Annotated in this window: 26 protein-coding genes; 13 read left to right on the forward strand and 13 right to left on the reverse strand. The window is 71.2% G+C overall.

Annotation, left to right across the window (positions count from 1 at the left end; translation table 11 throughout):
* Positions 1–27: 27 nt before the first annotated feature.
* The 4 genes from ACFKCF_RS01515 to ACFKCF_RS01530 are packed head-to-tail and all read left to right on the forward strand — an operon-like array spanning position 28 to position 3,999.
* Positions 28–378: a PadR family transcriptional regulator gene (locus tag ACFKCF_RS01515; protein WP_394489773.1), complete on the forward strand. Its 351-nt coding sequence runs from the start codon at positions 28–30 to the stop codon at positions 376–378.
* Positions 375–1,394, forward strand: a complete 1,020-nt coding sequence (locus tag ACFKCF_RS01520) for a hypothetical protein (RefSeq protein ID WP_394489775.1) — start codon at positions 375–377, stop codon at positions 1,392–1,394. The genes ACFKCF_RS01515 and ACFKCF_RS01520 overlap by 4 nt, the downstream gene beginning before the upstream one ends.
* Before the next feature lie 58 nt (positions 1,395–1,452).
* Positions 1,453–2,748 carry a DUF2252 domain-containing protein gene (locus ACFKCF_RS01525; protein WP_394489777.1) on the forward strand — a complete coding sequence of 432 codons (1,296 nt, stop codon included), beginning with the start codon at positions 1,453–1,455 and terminating at the stop codon, positions 2,746–2,748.
* 39 nt (positions 2,749–2,787) lie between these two features.
* Positions 2,788–3,999: a RimK family alpha-L-glutamate ligase gene (locus ACFKCF_RS01530; RefSeq protein ID WP_394489779.1), complete on the forward strand. Its 1,212-nt coding sequence runs from the start codon at positions 2,788–2,790 to the stop codon at positions 3,997–3,999.
* Here the strand turns inward: ACFKCF_RS01530 and ACFKCF_RS01535 are convergent.
* From ACFKCF_RS01535 to ACFKCF_RS01545, 3 genes are all read right to left on the reverse strand, one after another.
* Entirely contained in the window at positions 3,982–4,797 is an 816-nt protein-coding gene (locus ACFKCF_RS01535) for a RimK family alpha-L-glutamate ligase (protein ID WP_394489781.1), read from the reverse strand. The two genes, ACFKCF_RS01530 and ACFKCF_RS01535, sit on opposite strands and share 18 nt — an antisense overlap.
* 66 nt (positions 4,798–4,863) lie before the next feature.
* Positions 4,864–5,130: a hypothetical protein gene (locus ACFKCF_RS01540; protein WP_394489783.1), complete on the reverse strand. Its 267-nt coding sequence runs from the start codon at positions 5,128–5,130 to the stop codon at positions 4,864–4,866.
* A gap of 44 nt (positions 5,131–5,174) precedes the next feature.
* Positions 5,175–5,462, reverse strand: a complete 288-nt coding sequence (locus ACFKCF_RS01545) for a hypothetical protein (RefSeq protein ID WP_394489784.1) — start codon at positions 5,460–5,462, stop codon at positions 5,175–5,177.
* Positions 5,463–5,661: 199 nt separating this feature from the next.
* Here ACFKCF_RS01545 and ACFKCF_RS01550 point away from each other — a divergent pair, with 199 nt between their 5' ends.
* Entirely contained in the window at positions 5,662–6,315 is a 654-nt protein-coding gene (locus ACFKCF_RS01550; RefSeq protein WP_394489786.1) for an NIPSNAP family protein, read from the forward strand.
* Between the two features lie 39 nt (positions 6,316–6,354).
* Here the strand turns inward: ACFKCF_RS01550 and ACFKCF_RS01555 are convergent, their stop codons facing one another.
* Positions 6,355–7,257: an SDR family oxidoreductase gene (locus tag ACFKCF_RS01555; RefSeq protein ID WP_394489788.1), complete on the reverse strand. Its 903-nt coding sequence runs from the start codon at positions 7,255–7,257 to the stop codon at positions 6,355–6,357.
* Between the two features lie 31 nt (positions 7,258–7,288).
* Positions 7,289–8,038, reverse strand: a complete 750-nt coding sequence (locus ACFKCF_RS01560) for an SDR family oxidoreductase (RefSeq protein WP_394489790.1) — start codon at positions 8,036–8,038, stop codon at positions 7,289–7,291.
* Positions 8,039–8,084: 46 nt separating this feature from the next.
* Here ACFKCF_RS01560 and ACFKCF_RS01565 point away from each other — a divergent pair, with 46 nt between their 5' ends.
* The 4 genes from ACFKCF_RS01565 to ACFKCF_RS01580 are packed head-to-tail and all read left to right on the forward strand — an operon-like array spanning position 8,085 to position 11,332.
* Positions 8,085–8,813, forward strand: a complete 729-nt coding sequence (locus tag ACFKCF_RS01565) for an enoyl-CoA hydratase family protein (RefSeq protein WP_394489792.1) — start codon at positions 8,085–8,087, stop codon at positions 8,811–8,813.
* An 8-nt stretch (positions 8,814–8,821) separates the two neighbouring features.
* Complete coding sequence (locus ACFKCF_RS01570) at positions 8,822–9,592, forward strand: CoA transferase subunit A (protein WP_394490023.1); 771 nt, start codon at positions 8,822–8,824, stop codon at positions 9,590–9,592.
* Positions 9,576–10,295 (forward strand): CoA-transferase subunit beta, encoded by a 720-nt coding sequence (locus ACFKCF_RS01575; protein WP_394489794.1) that lies wholly within the window; start codon positions 9,576–9,578, stop codon positions 10,293–10,295. The genes ACFKCF_RS01570 and ACFKCF_RS01575 overlap by 17 nt, the downstream gene beginning before the upstream one ends.
* Positions 10,292–11,332, forward strand: coding sequence for an NAD(P)H-dependent flavin oxidoreductase (locus ACFKCF_RS01580; protein ID WP_394489796.1), 1,041 nt, complete (start codon positions 10,292–10,294; stop codon positions 11,330–11,332). Before ACFKCF_RS01575 ends, ACFKCF_RS01580 begins: the two co-directional genes overlap by 4 nt.
* 49 nt (positions 11,333–11,381) lie before the next feature.
* On the opposite strand, the gene ACFKCF_RS01585 is transcribed toward ACFKCF_RS01580, so the two are convergent.
* From ACFKCF_RS01585 to ACFKCF_RS01595, 3 genes are all read right to left on the reverse strand, one after another.
* Positions 11,382–12,053, reverse strand: coding sequence for a pentapeptide repeat-containing protein (locus tag ACFKCF_RS01585; protein ID WP_394489798.1), 672 nt, complete (start codon positions 12,051–12,053; stop codon positions 11,382–11,384).
* Between the two features lie 4 nt (positions 12,054–12,057).
* Positions 12,058–13,536: a glycoside hydrolase family 3 protein gene (locus ACFKCF_RS01590; RefSeq protein WP_394489800.1), complete on the reverse strand. Its 1,479-nt coding sequence runs from the start codon at positions 13,534–13,536 to the stop codon at positions 12,058–12,060.
* Positions 13,537–13,602: 66 nt separating this feature from the next.
* Positions 13,603–14,760 (reverse strand): acetyl-CoA C-acetyltransferase, encoded by a 1,158-nt coding sequence (locus tag ACFKCF_RS01595; protein WP_394490025.1) that lies wholly within the window; start codon positions 14,758–14,760, stop codon positions 13,603–13,605.
* Between the two features lie 100 nt (positions 14,761–14,860).
* On the opposite strand from ACFKCF_RS01595, the gene ACFKCF_RS01600 reads away from it, so the two are divergent.
* Positions 14,861–15,529: a TetR/AcrR family transcriptional regulator gene (locus tag ACFKCF_RS01600; protein ID WP_394489802.1), complete on the forward strand. Its 669-nt coding sequence runs from the start codon at positions 14,861–14,863 to the stop codon at positions 15,527–15,529.
* Entirely contained in the window at positions 15,526–16,206 is a 681-nt protein-coding gene (locus tag ACFKCF_RS01605) for a DNA alkylation repair protein (RefSeq protein WP_394489804.1), read from the forward strand. Before ACFKCF_RS01600 ends, ACFKCF_RS01605 begins: the two co-directional genes overlap by 4 nt.
* Here the strand turns inward: ACFKCF_RS01605 and ACFKCF_RS01610 are convergent.
* A complete protein-coding gene (locus ACFKCF_RS01610) occupies positions 16,199–17,038 on the reverse strand; it encodes a LysR family transcriptional regulator (protein ID WP_394490027.1) in 840 nt (279 codons plus the stop codon). The two genes, ACFKCF_RS01605 and ACFKCF_RS01610, sit on opposite strands and share 8 nt — an antisense overlap.
* 87 nt (positions 17,039–17,125) lie before the next feature.
* On the opposite strand from ACFKCF_RS01610, the gene metE reads away from it, so the two are divergent.
* The gene (gene metE, locus ACFKCF_RS01615) at positions 17,126–19,273 is read left to right on the forward strand and encodes a 5-methyltetrahydropteroyltriglutamate--homocysteine S-methyltransferase (protein WP_394489806.1); all 2,148 of its coding nucleotides are present in this window, start codon (positions 17,126–17,128) and stop codon (positions 19,271–19,273) included.
* On the opposite strand, the gene ACFKCF_RS01620 is transcribed toward metE, so the two are convergent.
* Positions 19,264–19,815 (reverse strand): GNAT family N-acetyltransferase, encoded by a 552-nt coding sequence (locus tag ACFKCF_RS01620; RefSeq protein ID WP_394489808.1) that lies wholly within the window; start codon positions 19,813–19,815, stop codon positions 19,264–19,266. The two genes, metE and ACFKCF_RS01620, sit on opposite strands and share 10 nt — an antisense overlap.
* Positions 19,816–20,043: 228 nt before the next feature.
* Between ACFKCF_RS01620 and ACFKCF_RS01625 the strand changes: the two genes are divergently transcribed.
* Positions 20,044–20,217, forward strand: a complete 174-nt coding sequence (locus ACFKCF_RS01625; protein ID WP_394489810.1) for a CsbD family protein — start codon at positions 20,044–20,046, stop codon at positions 20,215–20,217.
* A gap of 165 nt (positions 20,218–20,382) precedes the next feature.
* On the opposite strand, the gene mltG is transcribed toward ACFKCF_RS01625, so the two are convergent.
* From mltG to ACFKCF_RS01640, 3 genes are all read right to left on the reverse strand, one after another.
* Positions 20,383–21,324 (reverse strand): endolytic transglycosylase MltG, encoded by a 942-nt coding sequence (gene mltG, locus ACFKCF_RS01630; protein ID WP_394489812.1) that lies wholly within the window; start codon positions 21,322–21,324, stop codon positions 20,383–20,385.
* Positions 21,321–21,833, reverse strand: a complete 513-nt coding sequence (locus ACFKCF_RS01635) for a SigE family RNA polymerase sigma factor (protein ID WP_394489814.1) — start codon at positions 21,831–21,833, stop codon at positions 21,321–21,323. The genes mltG and ACFKCF_RS01635 overlap by 4 nt, the downstream gene beginning before the upstream one ends.
* Positions 21,834–22,017: 184 nt before the next feature.
* Positions 22,018–22,863 (reverse strand): phosphotransferase family protein, encoded by an 846-nt coding sequence (locus ACFKCF_RS01640; RefSeq protein WP_394489816.1) that lies wholly within the window; start codon positions 22,861–22,863, stop codon positions 22,018–22,020.
* Between the last annotated feature and the right edge of the window lie 20 nt (positions 22,864–22,883).

The raw sequence follows: 22,883 nt of genomic DNA on the forward strand, positions 1-22,883 counted from the left end.
TCCTGAAGGACAGGATATCGTGGCACCGTGCATATAACGGAGCCCATGTTCCTGGCGCTGATCGCGCTGGTGGACGAGCCGCGCCATGGCTACGGGATCGTCCAGGAAGTCGATCGCCTGTCCGAGGGGCGCGTGCAACTCAAGATCGGGACGCTTTACGGCGTGCTCGACCGCCTCTCGACCGAGGGCCTGGTCGCGCCCGACCGCGAGGAAGTGCAGCAGGGTCGGCTGCGGCGGTACTACCGGCTGACCGACGAGGGCGCCGGCGTGCTCGAGCAGGAGGCGGCCAGGCTGGCCGCCAACGCCGAGGCCGCCAACGCCCGCCTGCGGGCAAGGCGCTCCCAGGAGCGGCCGCTGCCTGCCGGAGGCGCCGCATGAGCCTGCTCGAACAGCGTTACCGCAGCGTCCTGCGTCTGCTGCCCGCCTTCTACCGCGCCGAGCGGGAGGAGGAGATGGTGGCCGCGTTCATGGAGATGGCCGGCGACGTGCCCGACGACGTGAACGCGCGTCCTGGCTGGGGCGAGATCGCCAGCGTCGTGGCGCTTTCCGTCCGGCTGCGGCTCGGTGCCGCACGCGACCGTCCGCGACCCTTCGCCTGGGGCGAGGCCGTCCGGCTCGCCGCGCTGCTGGGACTGGCCTACCAGGCGGTGTACGGCGTCCTCGTCGCTGCCGACGTGCTGGCTGCGCTCAGCATCGGGGCCACCCCGCTCGTGGGCGCGCCCGAATCCGTCGAGCGACTGATGGCGCTCCGGGATCTGGGGTCCGCCCTCTGCGCCGTGGTGGCCTTCACGGCGATCATGCGGGCCCGGCCGCGCCTGGCCAAGGCCGTGGCGCTGCTCGGCACGGCCCCTCTCCTCGCCTCTCAGGCGATCGCACTGGTCCTGCCCAGACCCGAAGGCGACGGGCTGTGGATGGAGGCGGGCCGCATGGTGATCACGGCGGCACCGGTGGTCGCGCTCCTGCTGGGCTTCCATCGCGACGTCACCCCGCCGCGCCGGTCGTGGTGGCTGACCCTGGCTCCGCCGGCCACCGGCCTGATGATGCTGGCCTGGGCCGAGGTGTGGCTGGCCCTGCGGCTCTACGAGTCGGAATGGCTGGCCCTGTGGCTGGACCTCGACGGGACGGCGATCGCCGCGCTGGTCGTGGGCTCGGCGTTCGCGATGGCCCGCGGGCCCGTGCCGTCCCGGGCGCTCGGGCTGTCGATCGCCGGCCTGCTCCTGCTGCTGAGCCGGCTGAGCCTGCTGATCGACCTCTACGGGTCGTCGACCGGCGAGATCGCGACGGTGGTCGCCACGCAATGCGTCCTGCTCACCGTCCTGGCCGGCGCGCTGGCCGCGGTGGGGCTGCGGTCGCTGCGATCGCTGCCGGGCGCGGGCGCCGCCACCCTGACCTGAGCCTGTCAGGGAAAGACCAGGGTGGTCGGCGAGGTCGCGGAGATCTAGTGTCCGAGACATGGGCGCACGCTCCTCCTTCCTGCTCGATGTCCTCATGGCAGAGTTCGGCGAGTCGATCAAGCGAGACCCCGCGGCTTTTAGGCGGAAATTTCGGAAAATGGCGGCTTCCCCGTTCGCGTTCTACCGGGGCAGTGCCTGCCTGTTCTACGCGGACATGGCCGAGTCCTACGCCGACCATTCCTACCTGGACGAACCGACCAGCCGGGTGTGGATCCACGGCGACCTGCACGCGGAGAACTTCGGCACGTACATGAACGCCTCCGGCGTCCTCGTCTTCAACGTCAACGACTTCGACGAGGCCTACGTGGGCCCGTACGTCTGGGACCTCAAGCGCTTCGCCGCCAGCGTGGCGCTCATCGGCTACGCCAAGGCGCTGTCCGACGACTCGATCAGCGTGCTCGTCACCGACTTCGCCGCCGCGTACCTGGTCGAGCTCGGCGCCCTGGCCGCGGGCGGGGACGACGCGATCGGCTCGCTCACCCTGGACACCACCACCGGCGTGCTGCACCGGGTGCTGCAGACGGCGCGGCTCAGCACGCGGGTGGCGCTGCTGGACGTCGAGACCGTGATCGACGACTACGACCGGCGGTTCGCGCTCATGGAGGGGCGGGAGCCGGTGGACGCGGCGACCAGGCAGGCGGTGCTGGCCGCGTTCGAGGAGTACCTGACCACGCTGCCGGTGCAGGCCAACCCGGTCGAGCACGTGATCAAGGACGTGGCGCTGCGCAAGGGCGTGGGCATCGGGTCCGCGGGGCTGCCCTCGTACAACCTGCTGCTCGAAGGGCGCTCGCAGGCGCTGGAGAACGACGTCATCCTCTACATGAAGCAGGCGGCCGTGCCCGCGGTGGCCCGGCACGTCACCGACGAGAAGGTGGCCTCGTACTTCCTGCACCAGGGGCACCGCACGGCGGAGTCGCAGCGGGCGCTGCAGGCCTACGCCGACCCCTGGCTGGGGTACACGACGCTCGACGGGGTGGGGCAGCTCGTGGCCGAGGTGTCGCCGTACTCGGCGGACCTGGACTGGGACGACGTCAACGAGCCGGCCGAGCTGCGCTCGATCGTGCAGGACCTGGGGCGGGCGGTGGCGCGCATGCACTCGGTGGCCGACGACGAGTCCAGCCACGACCTGGTCGACTTCTCGACGGAGGAGGCGATCGTGGGGGTCATCGGCAACGACAAACCCGGATTTATCGGGATGCTGGTGGATTTCGCCCACCAGTACGGGGCACAGGCCCGGGAAGACCATCAACGGTTCGTCGACCTGTTCCGCAACGGCCGGCTCCCTGGCGTCTGACTCCGGCCGCCGCGCGGGCGGTCAGGCAGGAGGAACGTCGTGCGACATCTGATCGGGCTGCTGCTGGGGACCGAGGAGGACTGGCCGTCGGCGTTCGAGACCGTGCTGCGGCGGCTCGGGCCCATCAAGGGGGTGGGCGAGTTCGACGTGGAGCGTCTCACGATCGAGCCGTTCGACCTGCGCGCGAAGCCGCGGCACGAGCTGGTGATCGACCGGCTGGCGTACTGGTACTACCACCCGCGCGAGTGGCTCAAGAAGGTCGCCATGATGGACGACGTCTACCTCCTGAACAGCCCGTTCACGTTCCAGTCGATGGAGAAGCACACGGCGTACTGCGCGATGATGCGGCTCGGGCTCAAGGTTCCGGAGACGGTGCTGGTGCCGTTCAAGAACCCGGTCGACAACGCGCGGTACGCCTACACGGCGGCCCGCTACAACCAGTCCTTCGACCTGGACGAGGTCGCGGAGCGGATCGGCTACCCGCTGATCATGAAGCCCTACGACGGCGGGGCCTGGCGCGGCGTGTCCCTCGTACGCGACCGGGACGAGCTGCACCGGGCCTACGACCAGAGCGGGGAGATGCTCATGCACCTCCAGCAGGCCATCGACGGCTACGACGCGTTCGCCAGGTCCCTGTCGATCGGCGCGGAGACCATGGTCATGCGCTTCAGGCCCGAGGAGCCGATGCACGACCGCTACGTCGTCGACCACGAGTTCCTGTCGCCATCGGTGGGCGAGGAGGTCGTGACGATCGGGAAGCTGGTGAACGCGTTCTTCCGGTGGGAGTTCAACTCCTGCGAGACCCTGGTCAAGGGCTCGGACGTGCACCCGATCGACTACGCCAACGCCTGCCCCGACGTGGCGCTGACCAGCCTGCACTACTACTTCCCCTGGGCGATCAAGACGCTGGTGAAGTGGAGCGTGTTCTGCGTGGCCACCCGGCGCAGGCCCCGCATCGACCTGGAGACGCACGACTACTTCTCCGTGACGGGGACGTACGAGGAGCGCCTGGCCGAATACCGCCGGCTGGCCGACGCGTACTTCGAGACCGAGCGCTACCACGAGTTCTGCCAGGACCGCCTGGCGCACATCGACGAGGTGGTGCTGGAGTGGGTGGCCGGGGCCGAGTTCGACCGGCTGCTGGTGGACACCGTGACCGCCACGTACCCGGCCCACGAGCGCGACCGCTTCGTCGAGCACTTCAGGGGGCTGCTGCGCCTGTGGGTGAAGGACTCAGAGCAGCTCGCGTAGCGCCCTGGCGAAGCTCGCCGGCGCGTCGGGCTCCCACCGCAGGTAGAGGTACGGCTCCGTCAGCTCCACCTCGATGACCACCGGCTCGCCCCCGGGTAGCCGGACCAGGTCGATCCTGGCGTAGAGAAGGGGCTGAGGTACGGCGGCGAGCACCTTCTCCGCGAGATCGACCTGGTCCAGGGCTGGTGTGCGCAACCTGGCCCGAACGTCGTCCGGCTCGCTCGCCCCCTGGGCGAGCATGGGGACGCGGCGGACGGCGTGGCTGAGGCGGCCGTTGAAGTACAGCAGCGAGGTCTCCCCCTCCGCCTCGACCATGTCGAGGTACGGCTGCACCATCGGCGTTCGCCCGCCGGCCTCGATCGCGGCGGCCAGTTCCCGGGCCCTGTCGCGATCGGCGGTCCTGGTGGTGTCACGGGCGCCGGCGGAGATCGCCGGCTTGACGACGTATTCGGGCCAGTGCGGCAGGTCCTGCGACGACCAGTGCGTCGGCACGATCGGCACGCCCAGGTCCCGCAGGTAGGTCTTGTCGGTGTTGAACTCCAGCACGGAGCGCGGGTTGAGCAGCCTGGTGACGGACTCCACGCCGCGCGCCCACTCCAGGAACTCCTCCCGCCGCAGGACGTAGTCCCAGACCGAGCGGACGACCACGGCGTCGTACGCGCTCCAGTCGGCGGCGGGATCGTCCCAGCGCTCGACCCGCCCCTCGATGCCCGCCTCGCGCCAGGCGGCAAGGACCGGGTCGCGCTCGTCGTCGCCACCGCGGGGATCTTCAAACGTTACATAGGCACAAAGAGTCACCCACGGATGCTAGTACGGCGCGAGCCAGTCCATTTCGGACCTGGCCCGCGTCCGCGTCCCGTCCGGCTAGTCGATCTCGACCACGTCCTCGATGCCCACGGCGCCGCGGTTGGTGGCGGTCACGGCGTTGCCGTTGACGTTGTTGACGCTGGTCGCGGCGCGGCCGCTCACATTGCTGTTGACGACGTTGCCGAAGTTGTTGCCCGACTGCGAGGAGCCGCGGTTGGAGCTGGAATTACCCGCGTTGACGTCCGCGTACGCGGGCGCCGACAGCAGGGTCACCCCGGCGGCGGCAGCAGCGACGAGACCGGTCACGCAGAGCTTCTTCACCATGGTCGTGGTCCTTTCAGATCGTGTTGGCTTTGGACGTCAGCCGGTCAGTAGAAGATGTAGGTCACCGTGATGCCACCGTTGGTTGCGGTGGGCGCGATGCCGTTGACGTTGTTGACGTTGGTCGAGGAGTCTCTGCCGCGGTTGACGGAGGTGACGTCCCCGAAGTTGTTTCCGGACTGGGACGAGTCGCTGTTGCTGCTCCAGTTGCCGGCGCGGGTGTCGCCGCTCAGCGGCCCCAACCAGTCGTCGTCAGCGTGAGCCGGGGCAGCCAGGAGTGCGCCGCCGACGGCCGCTGCCAGCACGGCCGCGGCGGCGCACGCTCTTTTGATCAACTTCCGCTCCTTCGCCGGTAGGGTTCAGGGCCGGCGAGCACGGGCGCGCCGCCCCTTTGACCTTCCTTGACCGCAGGAGATCAAGGTCACAGCGAGCATATAACCGTGAGTTGTCGATCGGTAGCTCTGTGTTACCAGAATATTATTCGCCGAATACCCTGACAGAAGGTGTCAGTGACCTGGCTCTAACGTCCGCCGCATGATCTACGAACTGCGCCAGTACACCCTGCTGCCCGGGCGGCGGGACACGTTGATCGAGCTGTTCGAGCGCGAATTCGTGGAGACCCAGGAGGCGACGGGCATGAGGGTCACCGGCACCTTCCGCGTCCAGGACGCGCCCGACCGGTTCGCCTGGCTACGCGCGTATCCGTCGATGGTGGCCCGCAAGGACGCGCTGGAGGCCTTCTACGACGGGCCCGTGTGGCGGGCCCACCGGGACGCCGCCAACGCCACCATGGTCGACAGCGACGACGTGCTCCTCCTGCACTCCGTGGGGGCCGAGCCGCCCGTCTGGGAGCGGCCGCCCGCGGGCGCGACCGAGCTGCCGGAGTCCCTGTACGCCGCCACGATCTACCACGTCGAGGACGGCTTCTCCGCCTTCTTCGCCCGGGAGGTCGCACCCGTGCTGGCCGAGGCCGGGGTGCCGCCCGTCGCGTGCCTGGAGACGGAGCACTCGGAGAACAACTTCCCCCGGCTTCCGATCCGGACCGGGGAGAACGTGTTCGTGTGGTTCGCCCGCTTCGACCCGGCCGAGGAGGAGCGAGAGGTGGATCTGCCGATGCTGAAGTCCCGCCTGGCGGCCGCCCCCGAGCGGCTCCTGCTCCGGCCGACTGCCCGCTCGGCCATGCGCTGACCGGCCGACCGCCCGCTCGGCCATGCTGACCCGCCGGGCTCACGTCCCGTACACGGGCTCCGGGGACGGGGCCGAGGCCAGGAGCCCGGCGACCGCGTCGCCCACGGCCGCGGGGTCCCAGCGGGCGCCGCGCTCGGCCCGCTCTCCGTGGCGCCAGCCCGTGGCCAGGGCGATCGAGCCGCCCTCCACCTCGAACACCCGCCCCGTCACGTGGCCGGAGCCCTCGGAGCCGAGCCAGACGACGAGCGGGGCGATGTTGGCCGGGTCCATGGGGTCGAAGCCGGACTCCGGCCTGGCCATGGTCGCGGCGAACACCTCCTCGGTCATGCGGGTGCGGGCGGCGGGGGCGATGGCGTTCACCGTCACGCCGTACCTGCCCAGCTCGGCCGCGGCCACCTGGGTCAGCGCGACGATGCCCGCCTTGGCGGCCGAGTAGTTGGCCTGGCCGACGCTGCCCAGCAGGCCCGCGCCGGACGAGGTGTTGATCACCCGGCCCGTGACGCGCTCGCCCGCCTTGGCGCTCTCCCGCCAGTACGCCGCCGCGTGGCGCAGCGGCAGGAAATGGCCCTTGAGATGGACCCGGACGACGTCGTCCCACTCCTGCTCGGTCATGGAGACGAGCATCCGGTCCCTGAGGAAGCCCGCGTTGTTCACCAGGACGTCGAGGCGACCGTACGCGCTGACGGCGGTCTTGACCAGCCGGGCCGCGCCGCCCCAGTCGGACACGTCGTCGCAGTTGGCCACCGCCCGGCCGCCGAGCGCCTCGATCTCCGCGACCACCTCCAGCGCGGGGGTTCCCGAACCGCCCTCGCCGCCGGGGCCCGTGCCGAGGTCGTTCACCACGACGCGGGCGCCCTGCCGGGCGAACTCCAGCGCGTGCTCCCTCCCGATCCCCCGTCCGGCGCCCGTCACGATCACCACGCGGTCAGCACAGATTCCCACACAGACCTCCCAGAAGGATCATGCAGAGATATCAGGAAATGTCGCTGCTGGCCAGGTGTCGCCAGGCGGGGATCTCGCCGCCGCCGTCCACCCGCACCTCCGCGCCCGTGACGTAGCCGGGCGCGGCCAGCCACAGGCAGGCCGCGGCCACGTCGGCGGGCGTCGCCATCCGGCCCGCCGGGATGGCCGCCCCCATCCCGTCCTCCTGCCCGCCGTAGTGGGAGGCGGCGTTCCCTGTGGCGTTCCCGGAGGCGGCGAGGCCGACGACGACCGTGTTGACGCGCACCTCGGGGGCCCACTCGGCGGCCAGGCAGCGGGCCAGGTGGTGCAGCCCGGCCTTGGCGGCGCCGTACGCGGCGGTGCCGGGCGAGGGGCGGGCGCCGCTGGCGCTGCCGATCATCACGATCGCCCCGCCGGCCGCGGCGAGCAGCGGGTACGCGGACTGCGAAACAAGCAGCGGGGCCGTCAGGTTGAGCTCGACGACCCGGGCGTGCAGGCGCGGCGAGGTGCCGTCGAGCGGCGCGTACGGCGAGCCGCCGGCGTTGTTGACCACCACGTCCAGCCGCTCGAACCCGGACATCAGCCGCTCGACGTCCTCGGCCACCCGCACGTCGGCCCGCGAGAACCGGATCCCCGGCGCGGGGACGGCCGACTCGCGCCGGGCGCAGACCGTCACGTCGGCGCCCGCCTCCCGGAAGGCGCGGGCGATCCCCGCGCCGATGCCCTGCGTGCCGCCGGTCACCAGGACGGCCTTGCCCGTGTAGTCGTAAGTCACGGTCACGGGTGCTACCGTACCAAGCAAGCGTTAGGTGCAACCAGGGAGTCTCATGGGGATCACTCTGCGGGCCGGGCCGATCGCCGAGGTGGTCATGGACGTGCCACCGGTGAACGCGTTGACCGTGCGGGGCTGGGAGGAGCTGGCCTGGACCCTCCGGCGGGCCGGGGACGATCCGGAGACCAGGGTGGTGGTGCTGCGGGCCGAGGGACGCGGCTTCAACGCCGGGGTCGACATCAAGGAGCTGCGGGACGCCGAGGGGTACGAGGCGCTGGTCGGGGTCAACCGGGCCTGTTACGCGGCGTTCGCGGCGGTCTACGAGTGCGCGGTGCCGGTGATCGCGGCGGTGCACGGCCACTGCCTCGGCGGCGGCGTCGGCCTGGCGGGGAACGCCGACATCGTGGTGGCCGGCGACGACGCCTACTTCGGGCTGCCCGAGGTGGACAGGGGCGCGCTGGGCGCGGCCACGCACCTGGCCAGGCTGGTGCCGCAGCACCTGATGCGGGCCATGGTCTACACGTGCAGGAACGTGACGGCGGCCGAGCTGCACGCGTTCGGGTCGGTGCTGGAGGTGGTGCCGCGCGACAAGCTGCGTGACGCGGCCCTGGAGGTGGCGGGGCAGATCGCCGCGAAGGACCCGTACGTGATCCGCCGCGCCAAGGAGTCCCTCAACGGCATCGATCCCGTGGACGTCAAGCGCAGCTACCGCTTCGAGCAGGGCTTCACCTTCGAGCTGAACCTGATGGGCGCCGGCGACCGGCACAGGGAGCGATTCACGTGACCAAGCTGATGTCGGCCGAGGAGGTCGCGGGCACGGTCGAGAGCGGGATGACGATCGGGATCGGCGGCTGGGGCTCGCGGCGCAAGCCGATGGCCCTCGTCCGCGCCCTCCTGCGCTCCCCCGCCACCGACCTCACGATCGTCTCGTACGGCGGCCCGGACGTGGGCATGCTGTGCGCGGCGAAGAAGGTGCGCAAGGTCGTGGCCCCGTTCGTCACGCTCGACTCCATTCCCCTGGAGCCCCATTTCCGGCGGGCCAGGCAGGCCGGGGAGATCGAGTTCGCGGAGTACGACGAGGGGATGTTCATGTTCGGGCTGCTGGCGGGGGCGCACCGGCTGCCGTTCCTGCCGACGCGGGCGGGGCTGGGGTCGGACGTGCTGCGCGTCAACCCGGAGCTGCGGACGGTGCGGTCGCCGTACGCGGACGGGGAGGAGCTGGTCGCGGTGCCCGCGCTGACCATGGACGTGGCCCTGGTCCACCTGAACCGGGCCGACGCCCGGGGCAACGCCCAGTACCTGGGGTCCGACCCGTACTTCGACGACCTCTACGCCAAGGCGGCGCGGCGCTGCTACGTCTCGTGCGAGCGGGTCGTGGAGAACCTGCTGAAGGAAGGGCCCGTGCAGTCGCTGCTGATCAGCCGGTCGATGGTGGCGGGGGTGGTGGAGGCGCCGGGCGGGGCGGGGTTCACCGCGTGCGAGCCCGACTACGGGCGCGACGAGGCGACGCAGCGGCGCTACGTGGAGACGCCTTGGGAGGAGTTCGATGAGCAGCAGGGCTGACGTGTGCGTGGTGGCGTGCGCGGAGGCGTTCCGGGGAGACGGCGAGATCCTGGCGGCGGGCATCGGCGGGCCGGTCACGGTGCTGGCGGCGCGGCTGGCGCGGCTGACGTTCGAGCCGGAGCTGCTCACGCACGACGGCACCTGCCTGCTCACCGGCGACGTGCCCGCGCTGGGCGAGGCACCCGGGGTGGTGGAGGGATGGCTGCCGTTCCGCGAGCACCTGTGGCTGGTGCTGAACGGGCGCCGGCACGTCATGCTCGGGGCCAGCCAGATCGACCGGTACGGCAACACGAACATCTCCTGCATCGGCGACTGGGCCCGCCCCAAGGCGCAGCTGCTGGGCGTGCGGGGCGCGCCGGGGAACACCCGCTGCGACCCGACCAGCTACTGGATCCCCCGCCATTCCCCTCGGGTGTTCGTGCCCTCGGTGGACGTGGTCAGCGGGGTCGGGACCGACAGGGGCGCCTTCGACCTGCGCCGCGTGGTGACGAACCTGGCCGTGCTGGACTTCCGCACCCCCGGCGGGACCATGCGCCTGGTGTCGGTGCACCCCGGCGTCGAGGTGGACGAGGTGGTGGCGGCGACCGGCTTCGAGCTGGACATCCCCGACAACGTGCCCCGGACGCGCGGGCCGACCGTCGAGGAGCTGGAGGTCCTGGACCGGCTCGACCCCGGACGCCTGCGGGACCGGGAGCCGGCGTGAGGACCGCGCTGACCTCCCTGGTCGGGTGCCGCCACCCGATCGTGCAGACCGGCATGGGGTACGTCGCGGGCGCCCGGCTGGCGGCGGCCACCTCCCAGGCCGGCGGGCTCGGCGTGATCGGCGCCGCGACGATGTCCGTGGCCGAGATGACCGCCGCGATCAGGCGGGTGAAGGAGCGCACGGACGCGCCGTTCGGCGTGAACCTGCGATCCGACGCCGACGACGCCGCCGAGCGGATCGAGGTGCTGATCAGGGAGGGCGTGCGCGTGGCGTCGTTCGCGATGGCGCCCAAGCGGGACCTGATCGCCCGGCTCAAGGACGCGGGCGTGGTCACGATCCCGTCGGTCGGTGCGCGCCGGCACGCGGAGAAGGTGGCGGGCTGGGGCGTGGACGCGGTGATCGTCCAGGGCGGGGAGGGCGGCGGCCACACCGGCTCCGTCGCCACGACGCTGCTGCTGCCCCAGGTCGTGGACGCGGTGGACATCCCGGTGATCGCGGCCGGCGGCTTCTTCGACGGGCGAGGGCTGGTGGCGGCGCTGGCGTATGGGGCCTGCGGCATCGCCATGGGGACCAGGTTCCTGCTGACCAGCGACTCCCCCGTGCCCGACGAGGTGAAGAAGCTCTATCTGGCGACGCGGGACACGGTCGTCACGACCAAGGTGGACGGGGTGCCCCACCGGGTCCTGCTGACCCCGTTCGTGGCGTCGCTGGAGCGCTCGCGCCTGGTCAGGGCGGTGGTGAACGGGGCCAGGTTCAAGCGGCTGTCGGGGCTGTCGTGGGGCGCGATGCTGCGCGAGGGCCGCCGGATGAGGCAGGCGCGCGACCTGACCTGGGCCCAGGTCCTGCAGGCGGCCAACACGCCGGTGCTGCTGCGGGCCGCGATGGTGGAGGGCCGGGCGGACCTCGGCGTGATGGCGTCGGGCCAGGTGGTGGGCGTGATCGACGACCTGCCGTCCTGCCGCGAGCTGATCGAGCGCATCATGACCGAGGCCGGCACCGCCCTGACCCACCTGGGCCGCACAATGGAGGCGTCCTGACCGTGGTGAGCGCCGTGGGCCGGCGCGAGGAGCGTTGACGCGTCCGGGCTCAGAGCACGGTGATGCCGCGGGCGGCCAGGATGGCGTTGGCCTGGGTCTGGTTGATGATCGCGCCCGCGAACGCCCGCAGCTTCGCGTCGTCCGGCTCGCCCAGGTCCGCCCCGCGCAGGTCGGCCTTGTTGAACTTGGTCTGCAGCAGGCGCGTCCCGATCAGCCGGCAGTCGCTGAACGTGGCCTCCGTGAAGTCGCACCCCGACAGGTCGGCGTCGTCGAAGCGGACCCCCTCGATGACCTCCTTGCGCAGGGAGCACCCGCCGAGGTTGGCCAGGGTCAGGTTGGAGCGGGCGATCGTGAAGCCGGTGCCGCGCGAGCCCGTCAGCGCGGCACCGATCATGCGGCACCCCGTGAACGAGACGTCCGTGAGGAGCGCGCCGCCGAACTGGGCCGAGGACAGGTCCACGTCGGTGAACGTCACGTCGATGAGGTCGGCGTCGTTGAAGCGGGTCCGCATCCCGCCCCCACCCGTGAACGAGGCCCCGTCGAGGTCGGCCTTGCGGAAGTCGGTCTGGTCCAGCACGCACGACTCGAACCTGGCCCCCGCCAGCGGGGCGCCCCACAGGTCGGCCTCCGTCAGGTCGCACTCGCGGAAGACGTGCGTCTCGTCCGCCGGGAGCCGGTCGCCCAGTGCCTTGCGGGAAAGATCCTCGCCGTCGAAGTTCACGGGATCAGAGCCTACCGGTGAGCACCTCGGCCGCTGCCTGCCCGCAGACCCGGGCGGAGCCGTACGTGGCGATGTGCACGGCGCCCAGGTCGGACCGCTCGGGCAGCCCCATCTCCACCACCACGGCGTCGGGCCGGGCGCTGAGCAGGTGCCGCAGCGCCTGCTCCTGCCAGGCATGGCGGTGCACGTCCCGGACCACGATCACCAGTGGCCGTCCGGCGGCCTCCCCGAGCTGGTGCTCCAGCGCCGAACCCGTCGAGTCCCCCACCGCCAGCCGGGTCACCACGGTTCCCGGCAGCAGGCGGGCGAGCGGCTCTCCGACGCCCCACGGCGTGTTCCTGTCGATGGCCAGGTTCATCTGCGGGGCCAGCTCCACCACGGACGCGGCCGAGGTCAGCGGCAGCACGGGGGCGGTGGACCGGCGGGTGATCCGGATCGCCCGGCGCGCGGCGGCCAGGCCGACGGAGCCGTCGCGGGAGGCCTGGCTGCCCGAGGAGGCGGCCCATGAGGCCAGCTCGCGGACCCTTCGAGCGGCGTCGGCCAGCCGTTCCTCGGGCAGCAGTCCCTGGGTCACCGCCGTGGCGATCGCGTCGCGGATGCCGGCGGCGGTGGCCTCGTCGGCCCGTTCGCCGCCGACGCAGATCGCGTCGGCCCCGGCGGCGATGGCACGGGCGGAGGCGCCCCCGATCCCGTACGCCCCCGACACCGCGGCCATCTCGATGCCGTCAGTGATGATCATTCCTTCGAACCCGAGCTCCTCCCGCAGCAGCCCGGTGAGCACCTTGGGGCTGAGCGTGGCGGGCAGCTCGGCGTCGTACGAGGGCACGAGGAGGTGGCCGGTCATGACGGCCTTGACGCCCTCCTTGATCGCCTCCCGGAAAGGGAGCAGCGCGTCCTCGATCCCGCCGTCGGCCACCACGGGGACGCCGTGATGCGAGTCGACCGAGGTGTCCCCGTGCCCGGGGAAGTGCTTGGCGCACGCGGCCACGCCCGCCGACTGCAGGCCGCGGACGAACGCCCTGGTGTGGCGGGAGACCAGGGCCGGGTCCGCGCCGAAGGCCCGCAGGCCGATGACCGGGTTGTCCGGGTTGGAGTTGACGTCCGCCGAGGGGGCGAAGTCGAGCGTGATGCCCGCCGCCGCCAGGTCGCCGCCGAGGTCCCTGGCCAGGGCCTCGGTCAGGGCAACGTCGTCCACGACGCCCAGCGCGTACCCTCCGGGGCGGCTGCTTCCCGTGGCCACCTCCAGCCGCGTGACCTCCCCCGACTCCTCGTCGGTGCCGATGAGCACCGAGGGGTTCTCCGCGCGCAGCGCGGCGGTCAGCCGGGCCACCTGAGCCGGGTCGGCGATGTTGCGCGAGAACAGCGCCACGCCGGCCAGCCCCTCGCCGAGCCGGCGGCGGAGCCAGTCGGGAGGCGTGTGCCCGGCGAAACCGGGAAAGAGGACGGCGTCGGCAAGGCGAAGCAGGTCACCGCTCAAGGGCATGACCCGAAATCTAATAGGAAAGTTTCCTATTTGCTAGAGCTATTTTCTGACGTCAACTCCTTCCCTTCAGAAGGTCAGCCGCTCGATGACGGTGACGTTGGCCTGCCCCCCTCCTTCGCACATGGTCTGCAGGCCGTACCGTCCGCCCGTGCGCTCCAGCTCGTGCAGCAGCTTCACCGCCAGCACGGCGCCGGTCGCGCCGAGCGGGTGGCCGAGCGCGATGGCGCCGCCGTTCGGGTTCACCTTGGCGGGATCCGCGCCGGTCTCCTTGATCCAGGCCAGTACGACCGGCGCGAACGCCTCGTTGATCTCGATCGCGTCGAAGTCGTCGATGGACAGTCCCGTCATGCCGAGGGCGTGGGCGGTGGCCGGGATGGGGGCGGAGAGCATCACGATCGGGTCGGCACCCCGGGCCGACAGGTGGTGCACGCGGGCGCGCGGGGTCAGGCCGTGCTCCCGCACGGCCCTGGGCGAGGCGACGAGCAGGGCCGCCGCGCCGTCGGAGATCTGGGACGCCAGGGCCGCGGTGAGCCGGCCGCCCTCGACCAGGGGTTTGAGCCCGGCCATCCGCTCGATCGTGGTGTCCCGGCGCGGGCACTCGTCCGTGGTCACGCCCTCATAGGGGGCGATCTCGCGCACGAAGTGGCCGGCGTCGATGGCGTGGAGGGCCCGCCGGTGCGACTCGTACGCGTACCGCTCCATCTCCTCGCGCGACAGGTCCCAGGTGGCGGCCATCTGCTCGGCGCCCGTGAACTGGGAGACCTCCTGCGTGCCGTACCGCTCGACCCAGCCCTTGGAACCGGCGAACGGCGTCTCGTGGCCGAAGGCGCGGCCCGCGAGCATCGCGGCCGAGATGGGGATCATGCTCATGTTCTGCACGCCGCCGGCCACCACCAGGTCGCTCGTGCCGGACAGCACGGCCTGGGCGGCGAAGTGGAGCGCCTGCTGGGACGAGCCGCACTGGCGGTCCACCGTGACGCCGGGCACCTCCTCGGGGAGCCCGGCCGCGAGCCAGCAGGTGCGGGCGACGTCCCCCGCCTGCGGGCCGATCGTGTCCACGCAGCCGAAGATCACGTCGTCGACGGCCGCCGGGTCGGCGTCCGTCCGGTACATCAGTTCCCTGAGCACGTGCGCGCCGAGATCGGCGGGGTGGGCCGCGGCCAGGCCGCCGTTCCTGCGCGCGACGGGGGTGCGGACGGCTCCGACGATGTACGCCTCGTTCACCATCATCGCATCGTAGCAAGCGCTTGGTATGGCATGGAATGCCGCATGAGCTGGGCCGGTTAGGTGAACAAGCGATTGTGCGAGGGCTCATAATGGTGACGTGACCACGCGTAAGAACTCCGGCACCGCGACCACCCCGGCCAAGCGCCAGCGCGCGAGCTCATCGGGGGCTGCCTCCGAGCGCCGCGACCACCTCGTCAAGCTCGCCGCGGAGCTCTTCGCGCGCAAGGGCTTCCAGGCCACGACAGTACGCGAGATCGCCGACGAGGCAGGCATCCTCTCCGGAAGTCTCTACCACCACTTCGACTCCAAGGAGACGATCGTCGACGAGGTGCTGTCCACCTTCCTCGACGACCTCATCGCCCGCTACCGCGCGGCGGTCGACACGAGCGCCGACGCCCGCACGGTGCTGTCGGAGATGGTCCGCATCGGGTTCGGCACGCTGGAGCCGCACCGCGCCGCGATCACCGTCATGCAGAACGACTGGAACTACCTGCGGCAGTTCGAGCGGTTCAACTACCTGGTCAAGGCCGAGGACGAGGTCGAGCAGATCTGGGTGACGCAGATCAAGGCGGGCCAGGCGGCCGGGCTGTTCAGGTCCGACGTCGATCCGAAGCTGACGTACCGCATGATCCGCGACACGATCTGGGTCGCGGTGCGCTGGTTCCGGCCCGGCGGCCGGCTCAACACGGCCGGGCTGGCCGAGCACTACATCACCGTGCTGTTCGACGGCCTCGCCACCGGCGAGCGCACCACGCAAAAGGGATGAGCATCGGCAAGGCAGTGCGGCTGGCACTGCAGGGGGCGGCGGAGCCCGGCAAGGCCGAGGCCATGCGCGCGTACATGAAGTCGACGATGCCGTTCCTGGGCGTGCAGGCGGTGCGCAGGCGGGCGGCGCTGCGGCGGGTGTTCGCCGAGCACCGGCTGGAGAGCGCGCCGGAGTGGCGCCGGGCCGTGCTCGCGCTGTGGCGGGAGGCCGAATACCGCGAGGAGCGCTACGCCGCCGTCGAGCTGTCCGGCTATCACCTCTATCGCGACTACCAGACCCTCTACACGGTGCCGATGTACGAGGAGATGATCGTCACCGGGGCCTGGTGGGACCTCGTCGACGAGCTGGCCACCCACCGCGTCGGCGGGCTGCTGACCACCTACCCCGACTCGATGCGGCCGCTCATGCTGGAGTGGGCGCACGACCGCGACCTGTGGAAGCGGCGCACCGCGATCCTCAGCCAGAACCGGTTCAAGGAGCGCACCGACACGGCCCTGCTGTACGCGTGCATCGAGCCGAGCCTGTCGGACAACGACTTCTTCGCGCGCAAGGCGATCGGCTGGGCGTTACGCGAATACTCCAAGATCAGTCCCGACGAAGTGCTCCGCTACGTCAACGCCAAGGGCCTCACGGGCCTGAGCCGCCGCGAGGCGCTGAAGAACATCCCCCTCACCTAGTCCACAGGGCGTCCTGGACGGCCTGCACCAGGGCCATCAGCTCCGGTGTGACCCGCTCCTTCGACCACGCCAGCGCGTACGTGATGCGCAGGTCGCCGGCGTCGAGCGGCACGAAGCGCACGTCGTCCCTCCTGATGGTCCTGACCAGGAGCTGCGGGATCGGCAACAGCCCGGCGCCCGCGGCCACCAGGTCGAGCGCGGCCGCGAAGTCGTCGTCGGCCGCCATGCGCGAGCGCCCCGGCAGCCCGGGCCACGGGCGGCTGCCCGGCGTCAGCAGCACCTGCCCGCCCAGATCGCCGGGGGTGACCTTGGGCCGGGAGGCCAGCCGGTGACCCGCGGGCACGGCCAGGTGGTCGACCGTGACGTGAAACCTGGCCGCCGTCACGAACTGCGCCGGCGCCGGAGTGGCCAGGATCGCGGCCGACACCTCGCCGCCCGCCAGCGCCCGCACCGCCGCGCCCCGGCCCGCCGCCCGCAACTCCACGCCGATCGCCGGAGTGCGGCCAGCCAGCCGCCTGACGATCCGCGCCGCCAGTGTCCCGACGAGCGGTGGATAAGCGAGATGAATGGTCGGCCTGGCCAGCCGGGCCGATTCGGCCTCGAAGGCGCCGATCGACTCGATCACCTGCTCCGCGTACGGCAGCAGCGCCTTGCCCTCCGCCGTGAGCCGCACGTCGCGGGCCGTCCGCTCGAAGAGCCTGACCCCGGCGGCGCGCTCGAGCCGGGTGATGGCCTGGCTCATGGCGGGCTGGGACATCCCCAGGTCGGCGGCGGCCTTGGAGAAGCTCAGCCGCTCCGCGACCCTGGCGAAGCAGTGCATCTCTTTGAGCATAAGCAGCACCAATCCATGATGCATGAGCTCCCGAGTGCTCGGCAGGATGCCTGCGATCAGCCGAACGAGATCAAAGGAGCCAGAGACATGTCCCCATTCCCCAAGTCCACCGTCCTCGGATATCCGAGGATCGGGCCGCGACGGGAGCTGAAGCGGGCGTTGGAGTCGTACTGGGACGGGCGGTCGAGCCGGGCGGAGCTCGAGCGGGTGGGGGCCGAGATCAGGGAGCGGACCTGGCGCAGGCTGGCCGAGCTGGGGCTGGAGGGGCTGCCGTCCAACACGTTCTCGCTGTACGACCAGGTGCTGGACACGGCGGTGCTGCTGGGCGCGGTGCCCGCGCGCTACCGCGAGGCCGGCGACCCCTACTTCGCGATGGCCAGGGGCACCGAGGGGCTGGCGCCGCTGCGGATGACGAAGTGGTTCGACACGAACTACCACTACATCGTGCCGGAGATCGGCCCCGACACCGTGTTCAAGCTGGACGCGGCCAAGCCGCTCTCCGAGGTGCGCGAGGCGCGGGCGCTGGGGTACGGGACGCGGCCCGTGGTGGTGGGGCCGGTGACCTTCCTGCTGCTGGGGTCGGCGCTGGACCGGCTGGACGACGTGCTGGCCTGCTACGAGGAGCTGCTGTCCGCGCTGGCCGCCGAGGGGGTCTCGTGGGTGCAGCTCGACGAGCCCGCGCTGGTCGGCGACCGTACCGCCGAAGAGCTGGCCGCCGTGCGCGCCGCCTACTCCCGGCTCGGCTCCCTCACCACCCGGCCCGGGCTCTTCGTGGCCTCCTACTTCGGGGATCTCGGAGAGGCTCTCCCGGTCCTGGCCGAGACCCCGGTGGAGGCCATCGGGATCGACCTCGTCCGCGGCGCCGTCCCCGCGCTCGACCTGACCGGCAAGACCGTGGTGGCGGGCGTGGTGTCCGGGCGCGACGTGTGGCGCACCTCGCCCGATCGCGCCCTGGCCGCTCTGGGTGCCGTACGCGCCTCGGAGGTGGTGGTCAGCACGTCGTGCTCGCTGCTGCACGTGCCCTACGACGTTGAGGCCGAGCACGATCTGGACCCCGCGCTGAAGGGGCGGCTGGCGTTCGCCGAGCAGAAGGTGGCGGAGGTGGTGGCGCTGGCGCGTTCGCCGCTGCGGGACGCTCCGCACGCCGCGCCCTCCGTGGCGCTGCCCGCGCCCGTCGTGCCGGAGGAGCGCAGCCCGTACGCGGTGCGGGCGGCGGCGCAGGCCGAGCACCTGCGGCTGCCCGCGCTGCCGATCACCACGATCGGCTCGTTCCCGCAGACCGGCTCGCTGCGCGCGGCGCGGGCCGCGGTCGCCTCGGGCTCGCTCTCGCAGGCCGACTACGAGCGGCAGGTGGAGGCCGAGATCGAGCGGGTCATCCGGCTCCAGGAGAGCCTCGGGCTCGACGTCCTCGTGCACGGGGAGCCCGAGCGCAACGACATGGTGCAGTACTTCGCCGAGCACCTCGACGGGTTCGCCGTCACCAGGAACGGCTGGGTCCAGTCGTACGGCTCCCGCTGCACCCGGCCGCCGATCCTGCACGGGGACGTCGGCCGCCCGTCGCCGATCACGGTGCGGTGGGCCACGTACGCGCAGTCGCTCACCGACAAGCCGGTCAAGGGCATGCTCACCGGCCCCGTCACCATCGTGGCCTGGTCCTTCGTCCGCGACGACCTGCCGCTGCGCGACGTCGTGTTCCAGGTGGCGGACGCCGTCCGGGAGGAGGTCCGCGATCTGGAGGCGGCCGGGGTGTCGGTCATCCAGGTGGACGAGCCGGCCCTTCGTGAGCTGCTCCCGCTCCGGCGGGCCGCGCAGGCCGACTACCTGGAGTGGGCGGTGGCCGCGTACCGCCGGGCCACGTCGGGGGCCGGCGACCGCACGCAGATCCACACCCACCTGTGCTACTCGGACGCCGACCAGATCCTGGCCGCCATCGACGGCCTGGACGCCGACGTGACCACCATCGAGTCGGCCCGCTCCGGCGCGCGCATCCTCGCCACCGTCGGGACCTTCGGGCGGGGGCTCGGGCCCGGCGTCTACGACATCCACTCGCCGCGGGTGCCCGCGGCCGCCGAGGTCGAGGACCTGCTGCGCCGGACGCTGTCGGTGCTGCCGGTGGAGCGGGTCTGGGTCAACCCGGACTGCGGGCTGAAGACCCGGACGTACGAGGAGGCCGAGGCGTCACTGGCGAACGTGGTCACGGCCACCCGCCGGGTCCGTGCGGACCTTCAGGCGTAGCGTTCGGTGAACTCCTCGATCGTCATGCCGAACAGGACCTCGTCGTCGTAACGGCCGTTGGCGTAGTGACTCCTGCGCCGGCGGCCCTCCTCGACGAACCCCAGTCGCCGGTGCAGCGCCAGCGACGCCTCGTTGGAGCCGTAGACCCACGCCTCGGCCTTCTGGAAGCGGCGCTCGAAGAACATGTATCGCAGGATCAGGACGACGGCGTCACTGGCGTACCCCTTGCGGTGGTGGGGCGTCCCGATGCCGATCCCGTACGCGAAGGTGCCGTGCACCCGGTCGACGCTGTGCGTGTTCATCATGCCGACCGGGACGTTCCCTTCCCTGGTGGCGATCACCAGGCGCACGTTGTCCAGGTCCTCGGCCCGCTCGGCCAGCTCGGCGGCCCACTTCCTGGCCAGCGCCGCCGACCGCGGCGGGTGGAGCTGGTGGCCGTTCCTGACCGCGTCGGAGTATTCGTCGAAGGAGAGCAACGCCTCCCAGTCCTCGGGCTCGATGGCGCGCAACCGGACATGCTGACCGACCCATACCGACGTCATGCCCGGCAGCAAACCACGCCCCCGCACACCGCCGCGAACGGTTTTCCCGCCCGGCGCCTCGACCGGCGTGACTCCGGCGGCCCCTCGCACCGGAGGCGGGCGCGAGGGTGTATTCGCCTGCCACCCGGGCAGTGGAAAAAGGCATTACCGGACAGCGGAAACCCATGTGCCCGCGTCCGCGGCACCCGGCGTGAACGCGGGCCCGCATGTGCACAGGAGGAGATGGATATGGCCCGGAAGGAAAAGGCCAAGGGCAAGGTCGAGGAGGCCAAAGGCATGGCCAAGGAGCGTGTCGGCGACCTCACCGACAACGAGTCTCTGCAGGCCAAGGGAAAGGTGCAGAAGGCCAAGGCCAATCTGCGGCAGGCAAAGGAGAAGGCGAAGGACGCCTTCAAGAAATAGCGGTTCAGCAACCCCGACGACGGCGGCGGAAGCCCTTCAGCAATGGGCTTCCGCCGTTTTGGCTGACGGTCATCGAGTCGCCTATGCCCTACACCGAGCCGCCCGCCCAGAAAACAAAGTCGAAGCTCCTCGCCCCGCGTGAACCATCGCGATGTGCGCGCCACATCACTCGGCTCCGGGCTTCTTGCCGCGCTGCTCTTCGACCAGTTGGGCGAATTCCGTTTCGGATGAGGCGAACTTCGTGACGCCCGTCTTCGGGTCGATGGTCACGTAGTGGAGCCAGGAACCGGAGGCCGGCTTCAGCGCGGCCCTGATGGCCTCGCCTCCGGGGTTGCCGATGGGGCCGGGCGGAAGGCCGAAGCGCCTGTAGGTGTTGTACGGCGACCGGTTCTTGAGGTCCTCGACCCGTACTGTGCCGGCCCCGTACTTGCCCAGGCCGTACAAGACCGTGCTGTCCAGTCGCAGCAGCATCTTCCTTTTCAGCCGGTTGTAGATGACCCGGGCGATCTTGGGCATGTCCTCGTCCCTGCCCGCGTCGGCCTGGACGATGCTGGCGATGGTCAGGATCTCCAGCGGCGTTCTGCCGGCCCGCCTGGCGCCGTCGACCAGGTCGGTGTCCTCGGCGGCCTGCACGAACCTGGCCACCATCGCCCTGAGGATCTCGCCAGGGCTCACGGTGGGCGCGAACGTGTAGGTACCGGGGAAGGCGAACCCCTCGAGCGCCCCCCGGGCATAGGCCGGCAGGCCGAGCGCGGCGCTGTCCTTGGCGGCCTTCTCGAACTCCGCCACCGGCCGGCCTGTGAGCGACGACAGCTTCTCGAAGAGTCGCGAGAGCCGCGTCCCTTCCTCCACGGTCACGGTGACGGCCGACTGCGGGACGGCGTTCTGTTGCCCGGCGACATCACCGGAGGGGGCCCGCGACGACATCCCCTGCACCACGACTGTTGATCCGACCGCCAGGGCGGCGACGATCGACGCCGCCGCCAGGGCGAGGCCGCGGCCACGGGCCCGGCGCTCGCGGACCTGGAGGAACCGGCCGGGCGCGGGTGGCCGCTCTTCGTCGGCCATGTCGGCGAGCGTCTCACGCAGCAGGTTCTCGATGTTCATCGGAGCTCCCTCACGGTGGTCAGTTCAGGTGCCGTCTTCTTCAGGCGTTCCAGCGAGCGGTAGATCTGGCTGCGTACCGAGCCCACCCTGACGCCGAGCACCCGCGCGATCTCGGTCTCGGAGAGATCCTCGAAGTAGCGCAGCACGAGCATGGTCCGTTGCCGGGGTGTGAGCCGGGAGAGGGCCGCGCGCATCACCATGCGAAGGTCCACGACGTCGGCGTGCCCGTCGTCGGTCTGGTCGGGCAGCCAACCGGTTGACACCTCCGCGACGCGCGAGCGCCGCCGCCACCAGCTCACCTGCTCGTGGTACATGACCCGGCGAACGTATCCCTCGATGGCGGCCGGATCGCGCAGACTGCGCCACTTCGTGGCCGTCTTGACCAGGGCCGACTGCACCAGATCCTCGGCGGCGTGCCGGTCACCGGTCAGCAGATACGCCGTGCGGAACAAGGCCCCTGACCGGTCGACGACGAACTGCCGGAAGTCCGCCTCAAATCCTGGATCCACCCGTCCTCCTCGCGATGTTCACAGGCAAGGACGCGGGCAGCATGTCGATCTATGCCGGCACATCGAGGATTCTCGCGGCAGGAGGGCCTGTGCGGCCGGCGCCTGCACGCCCATCCGCCTGGAGCCGAGGCGGGGCCCGGGCGGGCAGGCCGAGCGGGTGACGGGTGGGTGGTCCTCGCGCGACCTACCCGAACGTCCAGGCCAGGTGGCTCAGGGCGGCCTCGGCGTAGTGGTGGGGGCCTGTGCTCAGGCCGTACGCGAGGTCCTCGATGAGCGCGCACCTCGCGTAGAAGAGCACCCGGGCGCGGTCCGCCTCGTCCAGGTCCGAAGCGTAGTGCGACACCGTCAGCTCGAAGACCTCCGGTCCCAGGTCGCGGTAGATCAGGGCGAAGTCGTGGGCCGGGTCGGTGATGGCGGCGTCGGTCCAGTCGATGACGCCGGTGATCGTGCCGGCGGCCGCGTCCACGAGCAGGTGCTCGGCGCCCAGGTCGTTGTGGCAGAAGCGCAGCTCGCCGGGCTCGTCCGGCGGCGGCTCCCGCAGGAAGCGCTCCACCAGGTGGCGCTGTCCCTCCGGGACGTGGGCCTCGACGTCGCGGTAGTCGAGCTCGGCGTCCTGCAGGAGGGTGAGCGCCGGATAGGCGTCCAGCGGCGCGAGGTCGCGCATCCTGGCGGGCGAGGCGCCGTGCAGGGCGCTGAGGAACTCGCCCAGGGGCTGGGCCAGGAGCCGGGGGTCGGCCACGGGGTGCCGGTTGAGGGGCTCGCCCGGGAGCTTGCTGTACGCGATCACCCCCGACTCGTCGTCGGCGAAGACCACCTCGGGGACCGGCAGGGGGGACAACTCCCTGACCGCCGCTAGGCGGGCGACCTCCTGGCGGTTCTCCTCGGGGGTCGTCGCCTTGTTACGCCGTACCAGTAATTCGTTGTTGACCTCGTACACCGTGTTGTCGAGGCCCTGGCCCAGCCGATCGATGGAGCGCACCCGGTAGTCGGGGAGATGGCGGGCCAGCAGCGCCCGGATTTCGCCAGTCACACCCCGCAGCCTAAGCCCCC

The organism is Nonomuraea sp. JJY05, from assembly GCF_043496855.1.
Classification (GTDB): Bacteria; Actinomycetota; Actinomycetes; order Streptosporangiales; family Streptosporangiaceae; genus Nonomuraea.

Bases quoted from the DNA above. Each gene is read 5' to 3' on its own strand.
- ACFKCF_RS01520 (WP_394489775.1), top strand. From the start codon at position 375: ATGAGCCTGCTCGAACAGCGTTACCGCAGCGTCCTGCGTCTGCTGCCC.
- mltG (WP_394489812.1), bottom strand. From the start codon at position 21,324: ATGAACATCGAGAACCTGCTGCGTGAGACGCTCGCCGACATGGCCGAC.
- ACFKCF_RS01540 (WP_394489783.1), bottom strand. From the start codon at position 5,130: ATGGTGAAGAAGCTCTGCGTGACCGGTCTCGTCGCTGCTGCCGCCGCC.
- ACFKCF_RS01565 (WP_394489792.1), top strand. From the start codon at position 8,085: ATGGGGATCACTCTGCGGGCCGGGCCGATCGCCGAGGTGGTCATGGAC.
- ACFKCF_RS01605 (WP_394489804.1), top strand. From the start codon at position 15,526: ATGAGCATCGGCAAGGCAGTGCGGCTGGCACTGCAGGGGGCGGCGGAG.
- ACFKCF_RS01620 (WP_394489808.1), bottom strand. From the start codon at position 19,815: ATGACGTCGGTATGGGTCGGTCAGCATGTCCGGTTGCGCGCCATCGAG.
- ACFKCF_RS01590 (WP_394489800.1), bottom strand. From the start codon at position 13,536: ATGCCCTTGAGCGGTGACCTGCTTCGCCTTGCCGACGCCGTCCTCTTT.
- ACFKCF_RS01570 (WP_394490023.1), top strand. From the start codon at position 8,822: ATGTCGGCCGAGGAGGTCGCGGGCACGGTCGAGAGCGGGATGACGATC.
- ACFKCF_RS01575 (WP_394489794.1), top strand. From the start codon at position 9,576: ATGAGCAGCAGGGCTGACGTGTGCGTGGTGGCGTGCGCGGAGGCGTTC.
- ACFKCF_RS01625 (WP_394489810.1), top strand. From the start codon at position 20,044: ATGGCCCGGAAGGAAAAGGCCAAGGGCAAGGTCGAGGAGGCCAAAGGC.
- metE (WP_394489806.1), top strand. From the start codon at position 17,126: ATGTCCCCATTCCCCAAGTCCACCGTCCTCGGATATCCGAGGATCGGG.
- ACFKCF_RS01610 (WP_394490027.1), bottom strand. From the start codon at position 17,038: ATGCTCAAAGAGATGCACTGCTTCGCCAGGGTCGCGGAGCGGCTGAGC.
- ACFKCF_RS01525 (WP_394489777.1), top strand. From the start codon at position 1,453: ATGGGCGCACGCTCCTCCTTCCTGCTCGATGTCCTCATGGCAGAGTTC.
- ACFKCF_RS01550 (WP_394489786.1), top strand. From the start codon at position 5,662: ATGATCTACGAACTGCGCCAGTACACCCTGCTGCCCGGGCGGCGGGAC.